The organism is Craterilacuibacter sinensis (assembly GCF_009831765.1).
Lineage (GTDB): Bacteria > Pseudomonadota > Gammaproteobacteria > Burkholderiales > Chromobacteriaceae > Craterilacuibacter > Craterilacuibacter sinensis.
On sequence record NZ_WSSB01000006.1, the window covers coordinates 132541 to 150035 of the forward strand.

Sequence of the window (17495 nt, forward strand, 5' to 3'; positions counted from 1 at the left end):
CGGGAAAGGTCAATACATGAAAGCCATGATTATCCGCCAGTGCGGTGCGTCCTCCGAGTTCGAGCTGGCCGAGCTGCCCTTGCCCGAGCCGCAGGCCGGGCAGGTGCGCATCAAGGTGATGGCTACCGGGGTCAATCCCATTGATTGCAAGATACGCTCGGGTGCTGTGCCATTGGCACCTGCTTTTCCCGCCATATTGCAAGGCGATGTGGCCGGCGTGGTCGATGCGCTGGGGTTCGGGGTGACGGATTTTGCCGTGGGCGATGCCGTGTTCGGCTTTATCGGCGGCCTGAAAACCCATTCGGGCGCTTTGGCCGAGTTTGCGCTGGCTGATGTACGCCTGCTGGCGCATAAGCCAGCGGCGCTGGATTTTGCCAGTGCCGCGGCTTTGCCTGTTGTCGGCATGACTGCATGGGAGGGTTTGATCGAGCGCGCTGCTTTGGTGCCCGGGCAATCGGTGCTGGTACAGGGCGGGGCTGGCGGGGTGGGGCATATTGCCGTGCAGCTGGCGCATGCGGCGGGTTGCCGCGTGGTGGCGACCGTGTCGGGCAAAGATAAAGGCAAGCTTGCCAGGCAGCTGGGTGCGGACGAGGTGGTGTATTACCGTGATGAGGCGGTGGCCGATTATGTAGCGCGCCTGACCGGCGGGCGCGGTTTTGATGTGGTATTCGACAGTGTCGGCGGCGTGTCGCTGGATGCATCCTTGCAGGCGGCTGCAGTCGGGGGGCGGGTTATTGCCATCGCGGCGCGCTCGACCCATGATTTGTCGCCCATGCACAGCAAGGGGCTGGACTTGTCGGTGGTGTTTTCCCTGTCGTCCTTGGTGTACGGGCGCGGTTTCGAACGCATAGGCCAGCGTTTGCGTCAGCTGGCGCAGCTGGCTGAAGCCGGCAAGCTGCGCGTGCTCTTGGATGCACGGGTGTTTACCTTGCAGGCGGTGGGGGCGGCGCATGCACTGGTCGAGTCTGGCGGTGCGCACGGCAAAGTAGTGTTGCGTGTGGCGGACTGAGCCCACACGAGTGGTAATTAAGGCGGCGGAATCAGACCCTGCCGCCTTTTTTCATGGCCAAGCCGCTTTAGATGGCTTCTTCATTGGTTTCGCCGGTGCGTATACGCACGACCTGCTCGACGGCAGTGACGAAAATCTTGCCATCGCCGATTTTGCCAGTGCGGGCAACGGCAACGATAGATTCGATGGCGCGTTCGACCAGATCATCGGCCAGAACCAGCTCGATCTTGACCTTGGGCAGGAAGTCGACCACATATTCTGCGCCGCGGTACAGTTCGGTATGGCCTTTTTGCCGGCCGAAGCCTTTGACCTCGGTCACAGTCAGGCCGTTGATGCCGATTTCGGACAAGGCTTCACGTACTTCATCCAGCTTGAACGGCTTGATAATGGCTTCGATTTTCTTCATATGATCTCCGTGCCGGTTATGCGTTCGACAAATATAGTCATTGTGACAACCCCGATATTATTACATCGTTGACCGGTATTGCTTATAAAAAACCCTATTATCCTGTATTATTCACCGCTTCCCTGGTATTTGTTGCGGGTGTCGAATGTCCTATATTCTCAAGCTGCGGGGTGGTGCTGCCCTGTCTTCTTTCCGTCTGGAAAAATTACTTGATGCAGCCCTTGATGCCGGTTTGCCCAAGTTGGCGATATCCGCCGAATTCTGGCACTTTGCTGACAGCAGCGAAGCGCTAACTGAACAAGAGCAGGCTGTGCTGGCACAGCTGCTGACTTATGGTGCGCCGCTGCTCTCTGCGCCAGCCGCCGGTGAACTGTTTCTGGTGACGCCGCGTCTGGGAACGCTGTCGCCATGGGCCTCCAAGGCTAGCGATATTGCCAGCCATTGCGGGCTTGAAAAAATCCGCCGTATCGAGCGTGGCGTTGCTTTTTATATTGATGGCGCGGCTGCGCTGGACGAAGCGGCACGCCATACCTTGCTGGCGCTGCTGCACGACCGCATGACGGAAACGGTGCTCTTTAGCCTGGATGAGGCTGAGCGCCTGTTTACCCATTTCGATCCACAGCCGATGAGCTCGGTCGATATCCTGGCCGGTGGGCGCGATGCCTTGCTGCTGGCCAATGGCGAACTGGGTCTGGCCTTGTCCGATGATGAAGTCGACTATCTGGTCGACAACTTCACGCGTATGGGGCGTAATCCTACTGACGTCGAATTGATGATGTTCGCACAGGCCAACTCCGAACATTGCCGTCACAAGATCTTCAATGCCGACTTTATCGTCGATGGCGAGCAAAAGGCCAAATCGCTGTTCCGCATGATACGCGACACGCATGATGCGCATCCTGAAGGTACGCTGGTTGCCTATAGCGATAACTCCTCGGTGATCGAAGGCGGCTTTATCGAGCGCTTTTATCCTGCGGCCGATTCGCATCAATATGGCTTTACCCAAGAGCCGACCGCCATTCTGATGAAGGTGGAAACGCATAACCACCCGACGGCCATTTCGCCATTTGCCGGTGCGGCAACCGGTAACGGTGGCGAAATTCGCGACGAAGGTGCAACCGGTCGCGGCTCGCGCCCGAAAGCCGGACTGACCGGTTTCTCCGTGTCCAACCTGAATATTCCCGGCTTCAAGCAGCCGTGGGAAGCGTACAGCGAAACGCAGGCCGAATACGGCAAGCCCGGGCGTATTGCGTCCGCGCTGGACATCATGCTGGAAGGGCCGATTGGTGGTGCTGCCTTCAATAACGAATTCGGCCGCCCGAATCTGGCCGGCTACTTCCGTACTTTTGAAGAAGAAGTGCAAGGCGAGATGCGCGGCTACCACAAGCCGATCATGATCGCCGGTGGCGCCGGCAATATCCAGAACCAGCAGATCCATAAAAACATCATTCCGGAAGGCGCCTTGCTGATCCAGTTAGGTGGTCCTAGCCTGTTGATCGGTCTGGGTGGTGGTGCTGCTTCGTCGATGGATACCGGTGCCAATAGCGAAAACCTGGATTTCGATTCGGTACAGCGCGGCAACCCCGAAATCGAGCGCCGTTGCCAGGAGGTGATTGATCGCTGCTGGCAGCGCGGTACGGCCAACCCTATCGAGTCGATACATGATGTCGGAGCGGGTGGCCTGTCCAATGCCTTCCCCGAGCTGGTGAATGATGCCGGTCGCGGTGCTATTTTCGAGCTGCGCAAAGTGCATCTGGAAGAGTCGGGCATGAGCCCGATGCAGATCTGGTCGAACGAATCGCAAGAGCGCTATGTGCTGGCCATCATGCCGGATGCGCTGGATGTGTTTACCGCTATTTGCGAGCGCGAGCGTTGCCCGTTTGCCGTGCTGGGTGTGGCAACTGATGACGGACATCTGCAGGTGCGCGACGATGTGTTCGGCAATAAGCCGGTTGATATGCCGCTTAATGTGCTCTTGGGCAAGCCGCCGCGCATGACGCGCGATGTGTCCAGCGTTGTGCAGCCGGAGCAGGTGTTTGATGCTTCGCGTTTCCCGCTTAAGGAAACCGCCTATCGCATCTTGCGTCTGCCAAGCGTGGCCGACAAGAGCTTTTTGATCACGATTGGTGACCGCACCGTGGGCGGCATGACGGCGCGTGACCAGATGGTAGGCCGCTGGCAGGTGCCGGTAGCCGACGTGGCCGTCACGACCATGGGTTTCAACAGTATCCGTGGTGAAGCTATGGCCATGGGTGAGCGTACGCCTACCGCACTCTTTAACGCGCCGGCCTCAGGGCGTCTGGCGGTTGGGGAAGCGCTGACCAATATTGCCGCCAGCTTTGTCGGCAATATTGGCAACGTCAAACTGTCGGCCAACTGGATGGCCGCTGCCGGCCATCCGGGAGAAGACGCCAATCTGTACCGCACGGTCGAAGCTGTTTCTAATATGTGCCAGCAAGTCGGCGTCAGCATTCCGGTTGGCAAGGATTCGCTGTCGATGAAGACGGTATGGTCGGATGCAGAGGGCAAAAAATCGGTGACGGCGCCGCTGTCGCTGGTGGTCTCTGCCTTCTCGCCGGTCGAGGATGTCAGAAAGACGGTGACGCCGGAGATCAAGGCCGATAAGGATACCGACATCATCCTGATCGATCTGGGCTATGGCCGCTGCCGTCTGGGCGGTTCGGCTTATGCTCAGGTATGGAAGGCGATGGAAGGGCGGGCTCCGGACGTGGAAAGTCCGATGCAGCTGGCCAGCTTCTTCAATACTATCCAGTCGCTGCTGCGCGACGACATGCTGTTGGCCTATCATGACCGCTCCGATGGCGGCCTGTTTGCCACCTTGTCCGAAATGATGTTTGCCAGTCGTACCGGTTTGTCCATCGATTTGCAGGAGCTGGTAATCGAGCGGCGCAATACCCAGCGCTATATTGCCGATTTCGTACAGCCGACACCGGAAGCCGCAACCCATGGCCGCATTATGCGTGTCCTGTTCAATGAAGAACTGGGTGCGGTGCTGCAGGTCAAGAAGGGTCACACCTCCGAAGTGATCTCGCGCTTTATGAAGGCGGGTATCGGGCGCGAGCTGTTCGTGCTGGGCAAGATTAACAGCAAGGATCGCCTGATCATCAAGCATCGTGGCGAAGAGCTGCTGAACGAAAGCCGTACCGATTTGCAGCGTGCCTGGAGCGAGACCAGCTACCGTATGCAGCGTCTGCGCGACAATCCGGCCTGCGCCGACAGCGAACATCTGCTTTTGTCCGATAACAAGGCGCGTGGCCTGTTTGCCGAGCTATCGTTCAATCCGCACGACAATCCGGCAGCGCCATTTATTGCCACCGGCAAGCGTCCGCGCATGGCGGTATTGCGCGAGCAGGGTGTCAACGGCCAGATCGAGATGGCAGCGGCGTTTGACCGTGCCGGCTTCGAAGCGGTCGACGTGCATATGAGCGACATTATTGCCGGACGTGTTTCTCTGGCCGACTTCAAGGGCCTGGCCGCTTGTGGTGGTTTCAGTTATGGCGATGTGTTGGGAGCAGGGGAAGGTTGGGCCAAGAGCATCCTCTTTAACGCGCGGGCGCGTGACGAGTTCAGTGCTTTCTTTGCGCGCCATGACAGCTTTGCTCTGGGCGTGTGCAACGGTTGCCAGATGATGTCCAATTTGTCGGCTATCATTCCGGGTGCTGAAGCCTGGCCCAAGTTCCAGCGTAATGCGTCCGAGCAGTTTGAGGCGCGCTTTGCCATGGTGGAAGTACCGGCTTCGCCATCCATTTTCCTGAGCGATATGGTGGGCAGCCAGTTGCCGGTCGTGGTCAGCCACGGCGAAGGCCGTGCGGTGTTTGCGCCCGGCAAGGAAAATGATGCCGCAATTGCTTTGCGCTACATCGATTTTGCAGGCCGTCCGACTGAGACCTATCCGATGAACCCGAACGGTTCGCCAGGCGGCATCACCGGTGTGACAACAGCCGATGGCCGCTTCACCATCATGATGCCGCACCCTGAGCGCGTATTCCGCACCGTGCAGAACAGCTGGCATCCGGAGTCCTGGGGCGAGAACGGCGGCTGGTTCCGCATGTTTGCCTCTGCGCGGCGTTGGGTGGCGTAAAGCAAGTGTAGCGTGTGGTAACAAGTTGAAACGGGTGCCCTATGGCACCCGTTTTTTTTGCGCCTGCCACTATTTGATCAAAATTGCATTGGGCATCTTTACAGTAAACTGTGTAAACACATAACATGTTATCTATTATCCGCTGCAACCATGTATTGCAGCGGGCTAGCGTAGGACCGCTTGAGGCGGTTATTGCCGGGGGTATGACAATTGGACCGAGTGATTCGCGATGCGGTGTTACCTGCCCGTTTCGGGCAGGTTGAAGGGCTAGAGGAAATATGCCGGCTGGTCGGCTATGACCATGTGCAACAAGCGTTACTGGCAAAGTATGCGGGTGCCTTGACAGGGCTGACCCAGGGTTTTGGTCAGCGCTATTTCGGGCAGTTGCTTGAATCCCATCAGGCCGCTCAGGCATTGCTGCCGCATCTGGGATCCCGCTTGTGCCTGCTGACCGATCAACAGCAAAAACATCACCATGATCTTTTGTGTTTGCCGCTGGACGAGGCTCAAGCCCTGCGTGCACGGCAGCTAGGAGAGATGCATGCCCGTATCGGCATGGATCCGTCTTATCTGGCAGGGCTGGGGGAGCTGCATATCCAGGCTTTTTCTGCCGCCATCGCTTGCCTGTCGCTGGATGCTTCACAGCAGGCACTGTTGCTGCAGTGCGTGCGCAAACGGGTGGGCGCCGACATGGTGTTGCAATTGTCTGGTGCGCTGGAGTTGCCGTCGCCTTTGCGTGTTCAGTCAGCGGATTTATTTCAGGTCGAGCAATTTTCCCGCCTGCTCTCCGAGCTAAGCAATCGGGAAGCCTCTTCATTAGCGGCGAGCACCTTGCCGCAATATCTGATCGAACTTTGTGGGCAGCATGGCTTTCCTGCCGCCAGCCTGTACGGCTTACCCAACGGGCAGTTGCTGGCGGGTAAGCGCAGTGCGCCAGTCGATGCGGCGTTGTCACATATCATTCTGGAGACGCTGGCTGGCAGTCATCAGCCCTGCGCCTGTAGCACCTGCTATCCGGCACTGATCACGGTGCCGCTCATCGGCTCCGGCAAGCCGCTTGCCTTGCTGGTTTTGGCTACGGAAGAAGCGGGCAGTCTGCAGCCGTCTGTACACGGCATACTCGCTGCGATAGGGCGCGAGGCCGCACGCTTGTTGCTCGCCGCAGTCGGGCAAGCAACGCTGACGCCTGCAGAGCAGGAGCTGGCCTATTTATCCCATTACGATAGCCTGACCGGTTTATCCAATCGCACCCACTTGCTGGCACTACTGGATGGCATGCCCTCTGGCGAGCGCTGGGTAGCGGTACTGGCAATTGATGGTTTTCACGAAATCAATGCACGGCTTGGACATGATTTCGGCGATCGGGTATTGCTCAGCTGCGCCAGCCGGATCACGCCAATGCTGCCCCCCGGGAGCGGCGTGGGACGGGTAGGTGCGGCGCGCTTTTTGTTGTATGGCCATGGTGCCGAGGTGCAGCTGGACAGTCTGATCGCGTCCATTGTGCATGTGCTTGAGCAGCCTATTGATCTGGGTAGCGAGCATGTCCAGATCAAGCTCAGCGGCGGTGTGGTGATGGATAAAAGCGGGGGCTGTCAGGGGGCAACCTTGCTGCGTCGTGCCGATCTGGCGCTAATCCGGGCCCGGCATAAAGGCAATAGCCACTGGCATTATTACGATGCTGCGATGGACGAGGAAATCCGTCAGTTACACTGTCTGCGTACCGAGTTCTCCCAAGCACTGGCACGGGACGAGTTGGTATTATTTTTCCAGCCCAAGATTAATTTGCATACACATGCCGTAATTGGTGTCGAGGTTCTGGTGCGCTGGCGAAAAGACGGACGCTATATCGCGCCGGGCCAGTTTTTCCCTGCAATTGAAGCGACAGACCTGATGCGCCTGCTCGATAGCTGGGTGTTAAGAGAGACCCTGCGCCATCTCGCGAACTGGCAGCGTCAGTTTCGGGCGTTACCTGTCAGTGTCAATCTCTCAGCCATGAGCCTCAAGCATGATGATTTTCTGCCCATGGTTGAGCGCCTGCTGGCGCAGTATCCACAAGTCGCCTGCTTGCTTGAGATCGAGGTGCTGGAAACCCTGTCGCAGCAGGAAGCCATGCAAATCGCACACAAGCTTGAGCATTGCCGTGCCTTGGGTATTCGTATCGCACTGGACGACTTTGGTACCGGCGCGTCATCGCTGGTTCATCTTCAGCAATTGCCGTTTGACACTATCAAGATCGACCAGCGTTTCGTACGTCAGATGATAGAGTTTCCCGATAACGAGGCTATTATCCGCAGCATGGTTTCTTATGCCAGTCATAGCGGACGCCGTCTGGTAGCCGAGGGTATCGAGAGTCAGCCCATCTGGCAGCGCCTGCTTGAACTGGGTTGTGAAGAGGGGCAGGGCTACGAGATTTCGCCTCCCATGTCGGAAGAGACACTCGCTTTATGGCTGATGGAGTGGCATGCCGGTGCGGCCATGCCGGCTTGAATTTAGCCGTTTCATGGCTCATGACGCGAATATTTGGCATCTGGCGCATTAAAAAGTGTATTTCCTCGGATGTGTTCACTTGAGATAGTTTGTGCTTTTACTTTACGCTCTCTGAAAAGATTGCAATAACAATCGTCCATACTTTGGAAAAAGTATAAATAAAGTCTCGCAACACCGGCAGGATGTGGCGCAGGAGATGGGCAGGACCGCATGGGCGGGTTTTGTGCTGGGCTTGTTCCTGCTCGCTGCAACCTTGATTACTTCTCTGCCGGACGGCATGCCGATCGGGGTTTGGCGCTGTGTCGGCCTAGCGCTGTTGATGGAGACCACCTTGTTGCCTATTCTGATGTTCCCGCGATTAGGCTTGGGCATCATCGGCGCCTTACGCTAACCCAACCATCTTTCTTTTCCTTGGCGGCTTTATCCTCGGTCAGGTGCTGGAGCGCTGGAATTTGCCCAAGCGTATCGCGTTGTTGACGCTGCGCGTCGTGGGTTAGCAGTCGCGTCTCCAGATTGCCGGCTTCATGCCGGCGACTGCCTCCTAAGATATTCCCTCCTATGTAGCGCATAGTCCAGTGATGCTGTGCGATGGGGCAACTGTTTGAGCACTTGTTCGCGGTAGCGCTCCTCATAGTAGTCAACACCCGGATCGGCATAGTTCATGCCATAGTGCTGCTTTCGCATGACAAGCAATGCGGCCGCAATTCGGCGCGTAGCTTTCTGGTGTGGCACGGGTGCTTACTAAATGCATAGACACCGCTACCAGCCAAGTGATCCGCGCAGGCAGAAGCGTTGCTGTCGCAGACAGTCCACGACTAACAATAGGTAATATTTAAAATATATGGCATATGCGGTAGTCGCCATGTTTATCGGCACACCCGTGCACAAGGTGGTGCTGTGGTGGTCGCTGCTTTGGAGTAGTAAGCAGTGAAAAGGCGTTGCCGAATCAGGGACGGTGTGCAAAGTCACATTAGCGACTGTGCAAGATTTTGAGTTAGTGGTGTGAGAAAAGCATGCTGATGATCATCGACACAGTTTGATCGAAAAGGCCATGCCGCGCTTTAAGCTACAGAGCAGGGTAACTATTGAATTGCCTAGCGTTGTACCTGATGAAAAACGCCTGTTTTGAGTACCTCAAATCGGCTGTGAATGCCGCTCATGGTGGCACGTATCTTAAAGTTCGCGGGAGTTGGGAGAGGCTAGATCTATTGTGGCGTTATTTGATTTAGGTGATGATAAATAAATATATAGGGTAGAAGTTTTTAACCATATGGTATTTATTTTCATTATTTCCGCTGAGGAAAATATATTATCGACATTGATTGATATATTACATATTACTATTATATTTATGTCATATTCCGCCAAGAAAATAATTTCCGCCTGCTTCCGAGTGTTGACTTGCACATTGCTCGGGTTTATATTTAATTTCACTTGCTTAATGGTTTGAATAAAGCTTGGATTTTTTAAAGTAATATATTCCGGGTGTTCAGGCGTCTGCATTTATGTAGGCTGCTATACATTTAGTATTCCGGATTAGGTCGTGGCAGCTGCCGATATAGAAGTGGATTATATGCTTGCCACGCAACACTCTTAAATACAGCAAAAAGGTTTGGTACTATTATGAGTAGCTATAACGCGGTATTAGCAAGAAATACAGAAAATGCACCTAAAGCTATTGGGCTGTATTCGCAGACTGTAGCTTTTTCTCATTATAATAATCTTTCCGCCCAGTTACCGGTCGATCCAAAAACTGGTAAATTGGTCGCTGGTGATGTTAAAGAGCAGGCTGGGCAGTGCTTCAATAATATCAAGGCAGTTGTGGAAAGTATCGACCACGCCATGGACGATGTTGTTAGGATTACAATCTTCCTAAAGAACATTTCTGATCTTGATGCCGTGAACGAAGTTTACGCATCTTTCTTCTCCGGCTATATGCCAACGCTGACAACTGTTGCAGTATCCGCTTTGCCTATGGATGCTCTGGTGCAAGTTGAAGCACTTGTCTCGAATGGTGTGGGTACTATTCCTGGTGCACCGCAGGCTGGCGATCTTATTAAGACTGCCCGGAATACGGAAAATGCACCGGTTAGCGCACTGTCTACGCAAACGGTTGCATTCTCTCACTACAATAACATTTCGGCTCAATTGCCTATCGACGCTAAGACTGGAAAATTGGTGGCGGGTGGAGTGAAAGAGCAAGCAGGTCAGTGCCTGAAGAATGTGAAGGCGATTCTTGAGGGAATCGACGTACCTTTTGACGATATTGTTAAGGTAAATATCTTCCTCAAAAACTTATCGGATATTGATGCCGTAAACGAAGTTTATACGACATTCTTCCCTGATTCGGCTATCGCTAGAACAGTAGCCTATGTTCCTGCACGTACTGTTATTGCCGCAGCTGCTTTGCCTCTGGATGCTTTGGTGCAAGTCGAAGTGGTTGTATCGCACGGTGATGGCACACCTCCGCAAGCGGTTGAGGATAGACATGGTCTCATTATCTGGGCTAACAATACCGACAATGCACCGAAAAATGCACTGTCTACTCAAACTGTAGCCTTTTCACACTACAACCATATTTCGGCGCAATTGCCTTTGAATCCTAAGACGGGCAAAATGGTGGCGGGCGGTGTTAAGGAGCAGGCTGATCAGTGCCTGAAAAACATCAAGGCTATTGTCGAGAGTATTGGGCATGTGCTGGGTGACGTGGTTAAGGTTAACATCTTCCTGAAAAACATCGAAGATATGGGGGCTGTAGACGAGGTTTACACCACGTTCTTCCCTGGTGGTGTGCCTGCACGCAGGACGGTGGGTGTGTCGATGTTGCCTCATGATGCCCTTATCCAGATTGATGTTGTAGTATCGAATGCAGAAGGTACGCCACCTAAGGCATAACAGCTTTTGTTGGCAAACACGGAAACTATCATGATTTCGTGTTGATGTTGGGGGCGCGCAAGTCGCATCTCCACCCATAAATGAGGAAGCCGGAATCTATAGGCTTCCTCTTTTTTATGGGCCGCTTTTATTGAACTGACCTGTCCCGCGCCGCCCGAGGCGCACTCCTAGGTGCGTTGTGTCAGCGGGTCGTATATTCGAGTGCGCTCGCCAACTCTCGGGTGAGAAGCGATCCTGACACTTCCTAGGTAATCTGCCCACGCCTGCATCATGCGGCGGCGCTCGGGCAGGTACTCGGCATAGTTGTAGGTGGCGCGAATGCTGTTGCGTTCTGCATGCGCCATCTGGCGCTCGATGGCATCGCGGTTCCAGCCTTGTTCATTCAGCAGCGTGGACGCCATATGCCGGAAGCCGTGCCCGGTCATGGTGTCCTTGTCGTAGCCAAGGCGGCGCAAGGCTGCGTTGACCGTGTTTTCAGACATCGGGCGGCCATTGGTGCGGGCGCCGGGGAAAACGTACTGGCCATGGCCGGTGAGTGCCTGCAATTCCCGCAGTACCGTGACCGCCTGATGTGAAAGCGGAACGATATGCTTTTCCCTTGCTTTCATGCGCTCGGCCGGGATGACCCACTGGGCGGCATCGAGGTCGATTTCTTGCCATTCCGCTTTGCGCAGTTCGCCGGGGCGCACAAATGTCAGCGGTGCCAGTTTTAGTGCGCATTGCGTCACGAACGACCCCTGATAGCCGTCGAGGGCGTGCAGTAACTCGGCGATCAGGGCAGGGCTGGTGATGGTGGGGAATGACTTGGAGATAACGGGGGCCAGTGCGCCGGCCAGATCTGCGGCTGGGTTGCGCTGGGCGCGACCGGAGGCAATCGCGTAGCGGAATACCTGGCCGCAGGTTTGCAGGGCGCGGTGTGCCGTTTCTATGGCGCCGCGATGCTCAATACGGCGCAAGGCGGCTAAAAGCTCTGGTGCTTCGATCTGCGCAATGGGGCGCTTGCCTATCCATGGGAAAATGTCGCGCTCGAAACGGCGCATGGTCTTGTCTGCGTGGCCTGCCGTCCAGGTTGGCAGGTATTTGGAAAACCATTCGCGGGCGATAACTTCGAAGCTGTTTTCGGCTTGCTGTGCCTTGGTGGCTTTTTGTACCTTGCGGTTTACGCCGGGGTCGATGCCTTCGGCAAGCAGGCGGCGGGCTTCGTCCCGGCGGTTGCGCGCATCTTTCAGGCTGATTTCTGGATAAATACCAAGTGCCAGTGTCTTCTGTTTGCCATCGAAGCGGTAAGAGAGCCGCCAGTATTTCCCGATACCATTAACGAGCAGGTGCATGCCTTTTTCGTCGGTTAGCTTGGCTGGCTTTCCGTTGTCGTTGGGCTTGGCGTTCTTGCAGGCAGTGTCGGTCAGAGGCATTTGTTGCTACCCGTGATCTGTTGGTACGTGGCACCAACAGGAATACCAACACCAGCGTTGGCATGTCTAGATATGTTATGGCACATCGTGAGACATAAAAAAACCCCGAGAGGCTTATTTCTCGGGGTTCTTGGTGTTTCATGACACGTCATGAAACGGTAGTTTGGTGGAGGCGGCGGGAATCGAACCCGCGTCCGGAAATCCTACACAGTGAGTTCTACATACTTAGTCGTGTCATTTGGATTTAACCTCGACCACGCCGACGGACAGGCTGGGTTCTGGCGAGTTACCTATTGTTTCGCACTGAGCCAAGTAACCCGACACAGCACTAGCAGATGTAGAGTGACACTACAGGGTTTTGACGCCCCCGGCCCATCTGCGAACCGTTGTAGTGTCTAGCCGGCCGTTAGGCTGCTAGAGCGTAAGTTTCGTCGTTTGCGACTAAAAAAATTCAGTGTTTTACGGGATGACTGAAATCCCGGTATGCCCTCATCCGCTTCGCAACCCCCGTCGAAACCAGGTCGCCCCCAGATTTGGTAGCGCGAGTATACCGCGTTGGCTGCATGTCTGCCAGCCTTGTGTCGCTTTATAGATGCTTGAGCAGGTCCAGCGGGTGGTCGATGGCAATATCGGCCGCCCATTCCTCGGGCTTGTCGCTGTCGGCGATATAGCCCCAGTTGGCCAGCACTGTTTTCATGCCGACCACGCGGCCGGCCTGGATGTCGCGTTCGGCATCGCCCACATACAGGCAGTGTGCCGGCTGGATGCCGATGTGGCTGGCGGCGTGCAGCATGGGCTTGGGGTCGGGCTTGGCCACGCCGACGGTGTCGCCGCTGACCACGACCGCCGGCGCGAGCACAAAGGGCAGGGCGGGGACGAGGCGGTCGGTGAAGCGCATCGGCTTGTTGGTGATGATGCCCCAGGTCAGGCCGCGTGCAGCCAGTGCCGCAATCATGTCGTTGACGCCGTCAAACAGACAGGTCTCGTTGGCAAAGCCGTGTTCGTACTGTTCGAGAAAACGCAGGCGGTACTCTTCGAAACGCGGGTGTTCTTGTGTGATGCCAAAGCCCAGACTGACCAGTCCGCGCGCGCCGTGGCTGGCGATCGGACGAATGGCGGCATAGGGCTGGGCGGGCAGGCCTTCTTCCGCCAGCAGGCGGTTAAGTGCACCGCCAAGGTCGCGGGCGGTATCGGCAAGGGTGCCGTCGAGGTCGAACAAGACTGCCTGAATGGTCATGGTGGGTGTGGCTGCAAGTCGTGGGAAAGATATTGTCCCTGCGATCGGGCGCAGGGACAAGTTAAGGTACGGTTTTTAGCGCAGGGTCTTGCCCAGGAACAGCTTATAGGCCGGGTTGTCGGTTTCTTCGTTGCAGGGATAGCCCAGCGTGTCGATAAAGTGCTGGAAGGCCTCATTATCGGCGGCGGGCACCTGAATGCCGACCAGTACCCGGCCGTAGTCGGCGCCGTGGTTGCGGTAGTGAAATAGCGAGATGTTCCACTCGGTGCGCATGGCGTCGAGGAAGCGCTTGAGTGCGCCCGGGCGCTCGGGGAATTCGAAGCGCAGTACGCGCTCGTCCTGCAACTGCGGTGCATGGCCGCCGACCAGATGGCGGATGTGCAGCTTGGCCATTTCATTGTCGGTCAGGTCTATGCCTTCCAGGTCTTCGGTTTTGAGTGCATCGATGATGCGCTCAACATCCTCGCGGCCGCTGATCTGGATGCCGACAAATACATGGGCGAGTTTAGGGTCGGCAAAGCGGTAGTTGAATTCGGTGATATTGCGCTGGCCGATGATATTGCAGAATTTCTTGAAGCTGCCCGGCGTTTCCGGAATGGAGACGGCGATAATCGCCTCGCGCCGCTCACCCAGTTCCGAGCGTTCGGAGACGTGGCGTAAACGGTCGAAGTTCATATTGGCGCCGCAATTGATGGCGACAAGGGTCCGCCCCTCGCAATGCTCACGCTCGGCATAGGCTTTGGCGCCGGCCACAGCCAGCGCGCCGGCCGGCTCGGTGATGGCGCGCGTGTCCTCGAAGATGTCCTTGATCGCCGCGCAGATGGCATCGGTGTCGACCAGGATGATTTCGTCCAGCAGTTCGCGACACAGGCGGAAGGTCTCTTCACCCACCAGCTTGACGGCGACGCCGTCGGCAAACAGTCCGACATCTTTCAGTTCGACCCGGTGCCCGGCCGCGATAGACTGGCGCATGGCGTCCGAGTCGACCGGCTGCACGCCGATCACCTTGATTTCCGGCTTCAGGCGCTTGATATAACTGGCGACGCCGGCTGCCAGGCCACCGCCTCCGATGGCGACGAAAACCGCATCGATAGGGTCGGGGTGCTGACGCAGGATTTCCATGGCGATGGTGCCCTGGCCTGCGATTACATCCGGGTCGTCGAAGGGAGGGATATATACCTTGCCGCTGGTGGCAACCAGCTCCATCGCATGCTGGTAGGCATCGCTATAGGATTCACCAAACAACACCACCTTGCCGCCGCGGCTGAGGACACCGTCTATCTTGACCTGCGGCGTGGTGACCGGCATCACAATGGTGGCTTCGCATCCTATCTTGCTGGCCGACAAGGCCACCCCTTGGGCGTGATTGCCGGCACTGGCGGTAATCACCCCTTGTTGTCTTTGTTCGGGCGTGAGCTTGGACATCTTGTTGTAAGCGCCGCGCAGCTTGAAGGAAAACACCGGCTGCAGGTCTTCGCGCTTGAGCAAAATGGTGTTGCGGGTGCGGCGCGACAGATTGGGAGCGATATCAAGAGGAGACTCGATCGCCACGTCGTAGACGCGCGAAGTCAGGATGCGTTCAAGGTAGTCGGTCGGAGGGGTGGGCATGCGCTATTCGTCCTTTGATGCATATGTCTTGTCCGTTCAGGCTATCAGGAAATGGCGGAGGGGGGAACGGCTTGTCGCGGCTGTTTTCCGCTGCCGCGTGTGCAGCGCAGGCGTGTATAATCGCCCGCTGATTCTATGCGGACCTATTGCGTCTGCCCTTATGCCTGAAACTAAACGATGAAAAAACTGACGTCCCTGATTGTTGCCGCCGCCTTTTCGCTGCCGGTGATTGCCAATACCGTATTCGTGCCGCCAGTGCCCGCCATTGCCGGCAAGGCCTATTATCTGACCGATTTCCATAGTGGCGAGACGATTGCCTCGCTGAATCCGGATCAGCGTATCGAGCCTGCTTCCCTGACCAAGCTGATGACGGCCTATCTGACCTTCAAGGCTCTGAAGGAAAAGCGCCTGACGCTTGACCAGACCTTGACTGTGTCGCAGCAGGGCTGGAAAACCGAAGGCTCGCGCATGTTCCTCGACCCGAAAGTGCCCGCCAAGGTCGATGACCTGATCAAGGGCATGATCGTGCAGTCGGGTAATGATGCCTGCGTGACGCTGTCCGAAGCGATAGCAGGCAGCGAAGAAGTTTTTGCCCAACTGATGACGGCCGAAGCCAAGCGCCTGGGCATGAAGGACACCAATTTCCAGAATTCGACCGGTCTGCCGGGCGATGCGCACTACACCACGGCGCATGACTTGGGGGTTCTGGCGACGTCCATCATTCGTGACTTCCCGCAGTTCTATCAGATCTATTCGATGAAGTCGTTTACCTATAACGGCATCACCCAGCCCAACCGCAACCTGCTGCTGTATCGCGACCCGAACGTAGACGGCATGAAAACCGGCTTTACCAATTCGGCAGGCTACAACCTGATCGCATCCAGCCATCGCGACGGCCGTCGTGTCGTGTCTGTCGTGGTGGGCACCGCCAGTCCGGAAGCGCGCGCGGTGGAAAGCTCTAAGCTGCTGAACTACGGCTTGCAGTTCTTTGAAACGCCCAAACTGTATGAAGCCGATAAGGCCGTATCCGAGGTCAGTGTTTACAAGGGTGAAGACAGTAAATTGGCCATCGGTTTCAACCATAACGTCTATGCCACCGTAGCCAAGGGGCAGACCAGCAAACTCAAGGCTGACCTGACCACCATGCAGCCAGTGATTGCACCGATCAAAAAAGGGCAGACAGTCGGCAAGCTGGTGGTGTCGCTGGATGGCAAGGTTGTGCATGAAGAGCCGGTTGTTGCCCTGAAAGACGTGGCCGAAGGCGGTTTCTTCAGCCGGCTGTGGGACAGCATCAAGCTGATGCTGGGCTGGTAAACGGCGGGCAGGGTCTTGCCCGCCTGAGCGAGGCCGGCCTTGCCGCCGTAAAAATGGAAGGAAAGAGCATGAGCGAGCAAAAAGATGTATTCGAATTCCCTTGCCGTTTTCCGGTCAAGGTCATGGGCGAGCGCCATGAAGAACTGACTGCAACCGTGATTGAAGTGGTGCGGGTGCATGCGCCGGATCTGGATGAAGTGGATGTGGTGGTGCGCGAAAGCAGTAGTGGCAAGTATCTGTCGCTGACTGTGACGGTGAATGCGCATAGCCGCGCCCAGCTGGATCAGATCTATCTGGCGCTGACTAGTCACGCCATGGTCAAGATTGTTCTGTGAGCATGGAACGCCTTGTCAAGCAGCTGGGGCTGGCCGATTACGAACCGGTCTGGCGCAATATGCAGGCTTTTACCGATGCGCGCACGGCTGACACGGCCGATGAGCTGTGGGTGGTCGAGCATCCGCCGGTATATACGCTGGGTCTGGCCGGCAAGCCTGAACACTTGCTGTGCCAGACCGATATCCCGCTGGTACGCACCGATCGCGGCGGGCAGGTGACCTATCACGGCCCCGGCCAGCTGGTTGTCTATCTGCTGATTGATTTCAAGCGTCTGGGCCTAGGGGTGCGCGAACTGGTGCGGCGCATTGAAAACGCCATTATCGCCATGCTGGCCGAGTGCGGCATCGAGGCCGCCGGGGATGTGAATGCGCCGGGTGTCTATGTGCAAGGTGAAAAAATCGCCTCGCTCGGGCTGCGCATCCGCAACGGTGCGGTCTATCACGGCCTGTCACTCAATGTAGACATGGATCTGGCACCGTTTAACTGGATCAATCCTTGTGGTTATCAAGGCTTGAAAGTGACCCGGCTCAAAGACTTGGGTGTGCCGCTAACGGTGGCCGAAGCGGCCGCGCACTTATTGCCGCATCTGGCCCGCGAACTGGACATCCAGGCGCAGAGCCAGCCAGCGTAAGCAAATGTCAGAACCGCAACAATACAAGACTGGCACCGTCAAGGTGCAGAAAAACGGC

At 56.4% G+C, this 17495-nt stretch carries 13 protein-coding genes and 1 other RNA gene; 8 read left to right on the forward strand and 6 right to left on the reverse strand.

The genetic code is table 11. From position 1 onward, the window contains the following. The first annotated feature begins 16 nt into the window (after positions 1–16). Complete coding sequence (locus GQF02_RS08290; protein ID WP_160796303.1) at positions 17–1009, forward strand: zinc-dependent alcohol dehydrogenase family protein; 993 nt, start codon at positions 17–19, stop codon at positions 1007–1009. 67 nt (positions 1010–1076) lie between these two features. On the opposite strand, the gene GQF02_RS08295 is transcribed toward GQF02_RS08290, so the two are convergent. After that, on the reverse strand, positions 1077–1415 hold the full coding sequence (locus GQF02_RS08295; RefSeq protein WP_124735889.1) for a P-II family nitrogen regulator: 339 nt from the start codon (positions 1413–1415) through the stop codon (positions 1077–1079). Positions 1416–1560: 145 nt separating this feature from the next. Here GQF02_RS08295 and purL point away from each other — a divergent pair, with 145 nt between their 5' ends. The 3 genes from purL to GQF02_RS08310 all read left to right on the forward strand — a co-directional run bounded on the left by purL (position 1561) and on the right by GQF02_RS08310 (position 8395). After that, the gene (gene purL / locus GQF02_RS08300) at positions 1561–5517 is read left to right on the forward strand and encodes a phosphoribosylformylglycinamidine synthase (RefSeq protein WP_160796305.1); all 3957 of its coding nucleotides are present in this window, start codon (positions 1561–1563) and stop codon (positions 5515–5517) included. A 219-nt stretch (positions 5518–5736) separates the two neighbouring features. Further along, positions 5737–8004 carry an EAL domain-containing protein gene (locus GQF02_RS08305; RefSeq protein ID WP_328698605.1) on the forward strand — a complete coding sequence of 756 codons (2268 nt, stop codon included), beginning with the start codon at positions 5737–5739 and terminating at the stop codon, positions 8002–8004. 196 nt (positions 8005–8200) lie between these two features. Next, complete coding sequence (locus tag GQF02_RS08310) at positions 8201–8395, forward strand: hypothetical protein (RefSeq protein ID WP_160796309.1); 195 nt, start codon at positions 8201–8203, stop codon at positions 8393–8395. 782 nt (positions 8396–9177) lie between these two features. Here GQF02_RS08310 and GQF02_RS15825 read toward each other — a convergent pair. Beyond that, complete coding sequence (locus GQF02_RS15825; RefSeq protein WP_220789388.1) at positions 9178–9507, reverse strand: hypothetical protein; 330 nt, start codon at positions 9505–9507, stop codon at positions 9178–9180. A 120-nt stretch (positions 9508–9627) separates the two neighbouring features. Between GQF02_RS15825 and GQF02_RS08320 the strand changes: the two genes are divergently transcribed. After that, a complete protein-coding gene (locus GQF02_RS08320) occupies positions 9628–10899 on the forward strand; it encodes a Rid family detoxifying hydrolase (protein ID WP_160796311.1) in 1272 nt (423 codons plus the stop codon). Positions 10900–11066: 167 nt separating this feature from the next. On the opposite strand, the gene GQF02_RS08325 is transcribed toward GQF02_RS08320, so the two are convergent. The 4 genes from GQF02_RS08325 to ilvA all read right to left on the reverse strand — a co-directional run bounded on the left by GQF02_RS08325 (position 11067) and on the right by ilvA (position 15156). Continuing rightward, positions 11067–12311, reverse strand: a complete 1245-nt coding sequence (locus GQF02_RS08325; RefSeq protein ID WP_160796314.1) for a tyrosine-type recombinase/integrase — start codon at positions 12309–12311, stop codon at positions 11067–11069. 164 nt (positions 12312–12475) lie between these two features. Beyond that, positions 12476–12840, reverse strand: a transfer-messenger RNA (tmRNA) gene (gene ssrA / locus GQF02_RS08330). Between the two features lie 57 nt (positions 12841–12897). After that, positions 12898–13548, reverse strand: coding sequence for an HAD family hydrolase (locus GQF02_RS08335; RefSeq protein ID WP_124736113.1), 651 nt, complete (start codon positions 13546–13548; stop codon positions 12898–12900). A gap of 75 nt (positions 13549–13623) precedes the next feature. Next, positions 13624–15156 carry a threonine ammonia-lyase, biosynthetic gene (ilvA, locus tag GQF02_RS08340; RefSeq protein ID WP_160796316.1) on the reverse strand — a complete coding sequence of 511 codons (1533 nt, stop codon included), beginning with the start codon at positions 15154–15156 and terminating at the stop codon, positions 13624–13626. Positions 15157–15333: 177 nt separating this feature from the next. On the opposite strand from ilvA, the gene GQF02_RS08345 reads away from it, so the two are divergent. From GQF02_RS08345 to lipB, 3 genes are all read left to right on the forward strand, one after another. After that, positions 15334–16470 (forward strand): D-alanyl-D-alanine carboxypeptidase family protein, encoded by a 1137-nt coding sequence (locus tag GQF02_RS08345; protein WP_124736111.1) that lies wholly within the window; start codon positions 15334–15336, stop codon positions 16468–16470. Positions 16471–16538: 68 nt separating this feature from the next. Beyond that, positions 16539–16805 carry an HP0495 family protein gene (locus GQF02_RS08350; RefSeq protein ID WP_124736110.1) on the forward strand — a complete coding sequence of 89 codons (267 nt, stop codon included), beginning with the start codon at positions 16539–16541 and terminating at the stop codon, positions 16803–16805. A 2-nt stretch (positions 16806–16807) separates the two neighbouring features. Continuing rightward, complete coding sequence (lipB, locus tag GQF02_RS08355) at positions 16808–17437, forward strand: lipoyl(octanoyl) transferase LipB (protein ID WP_124736118.1); 630 nt, start codon at positions 16808–16810, stop codon at positions 17435–17437. Positions 17438–17495: the final 58 nt, after the last annotated feature.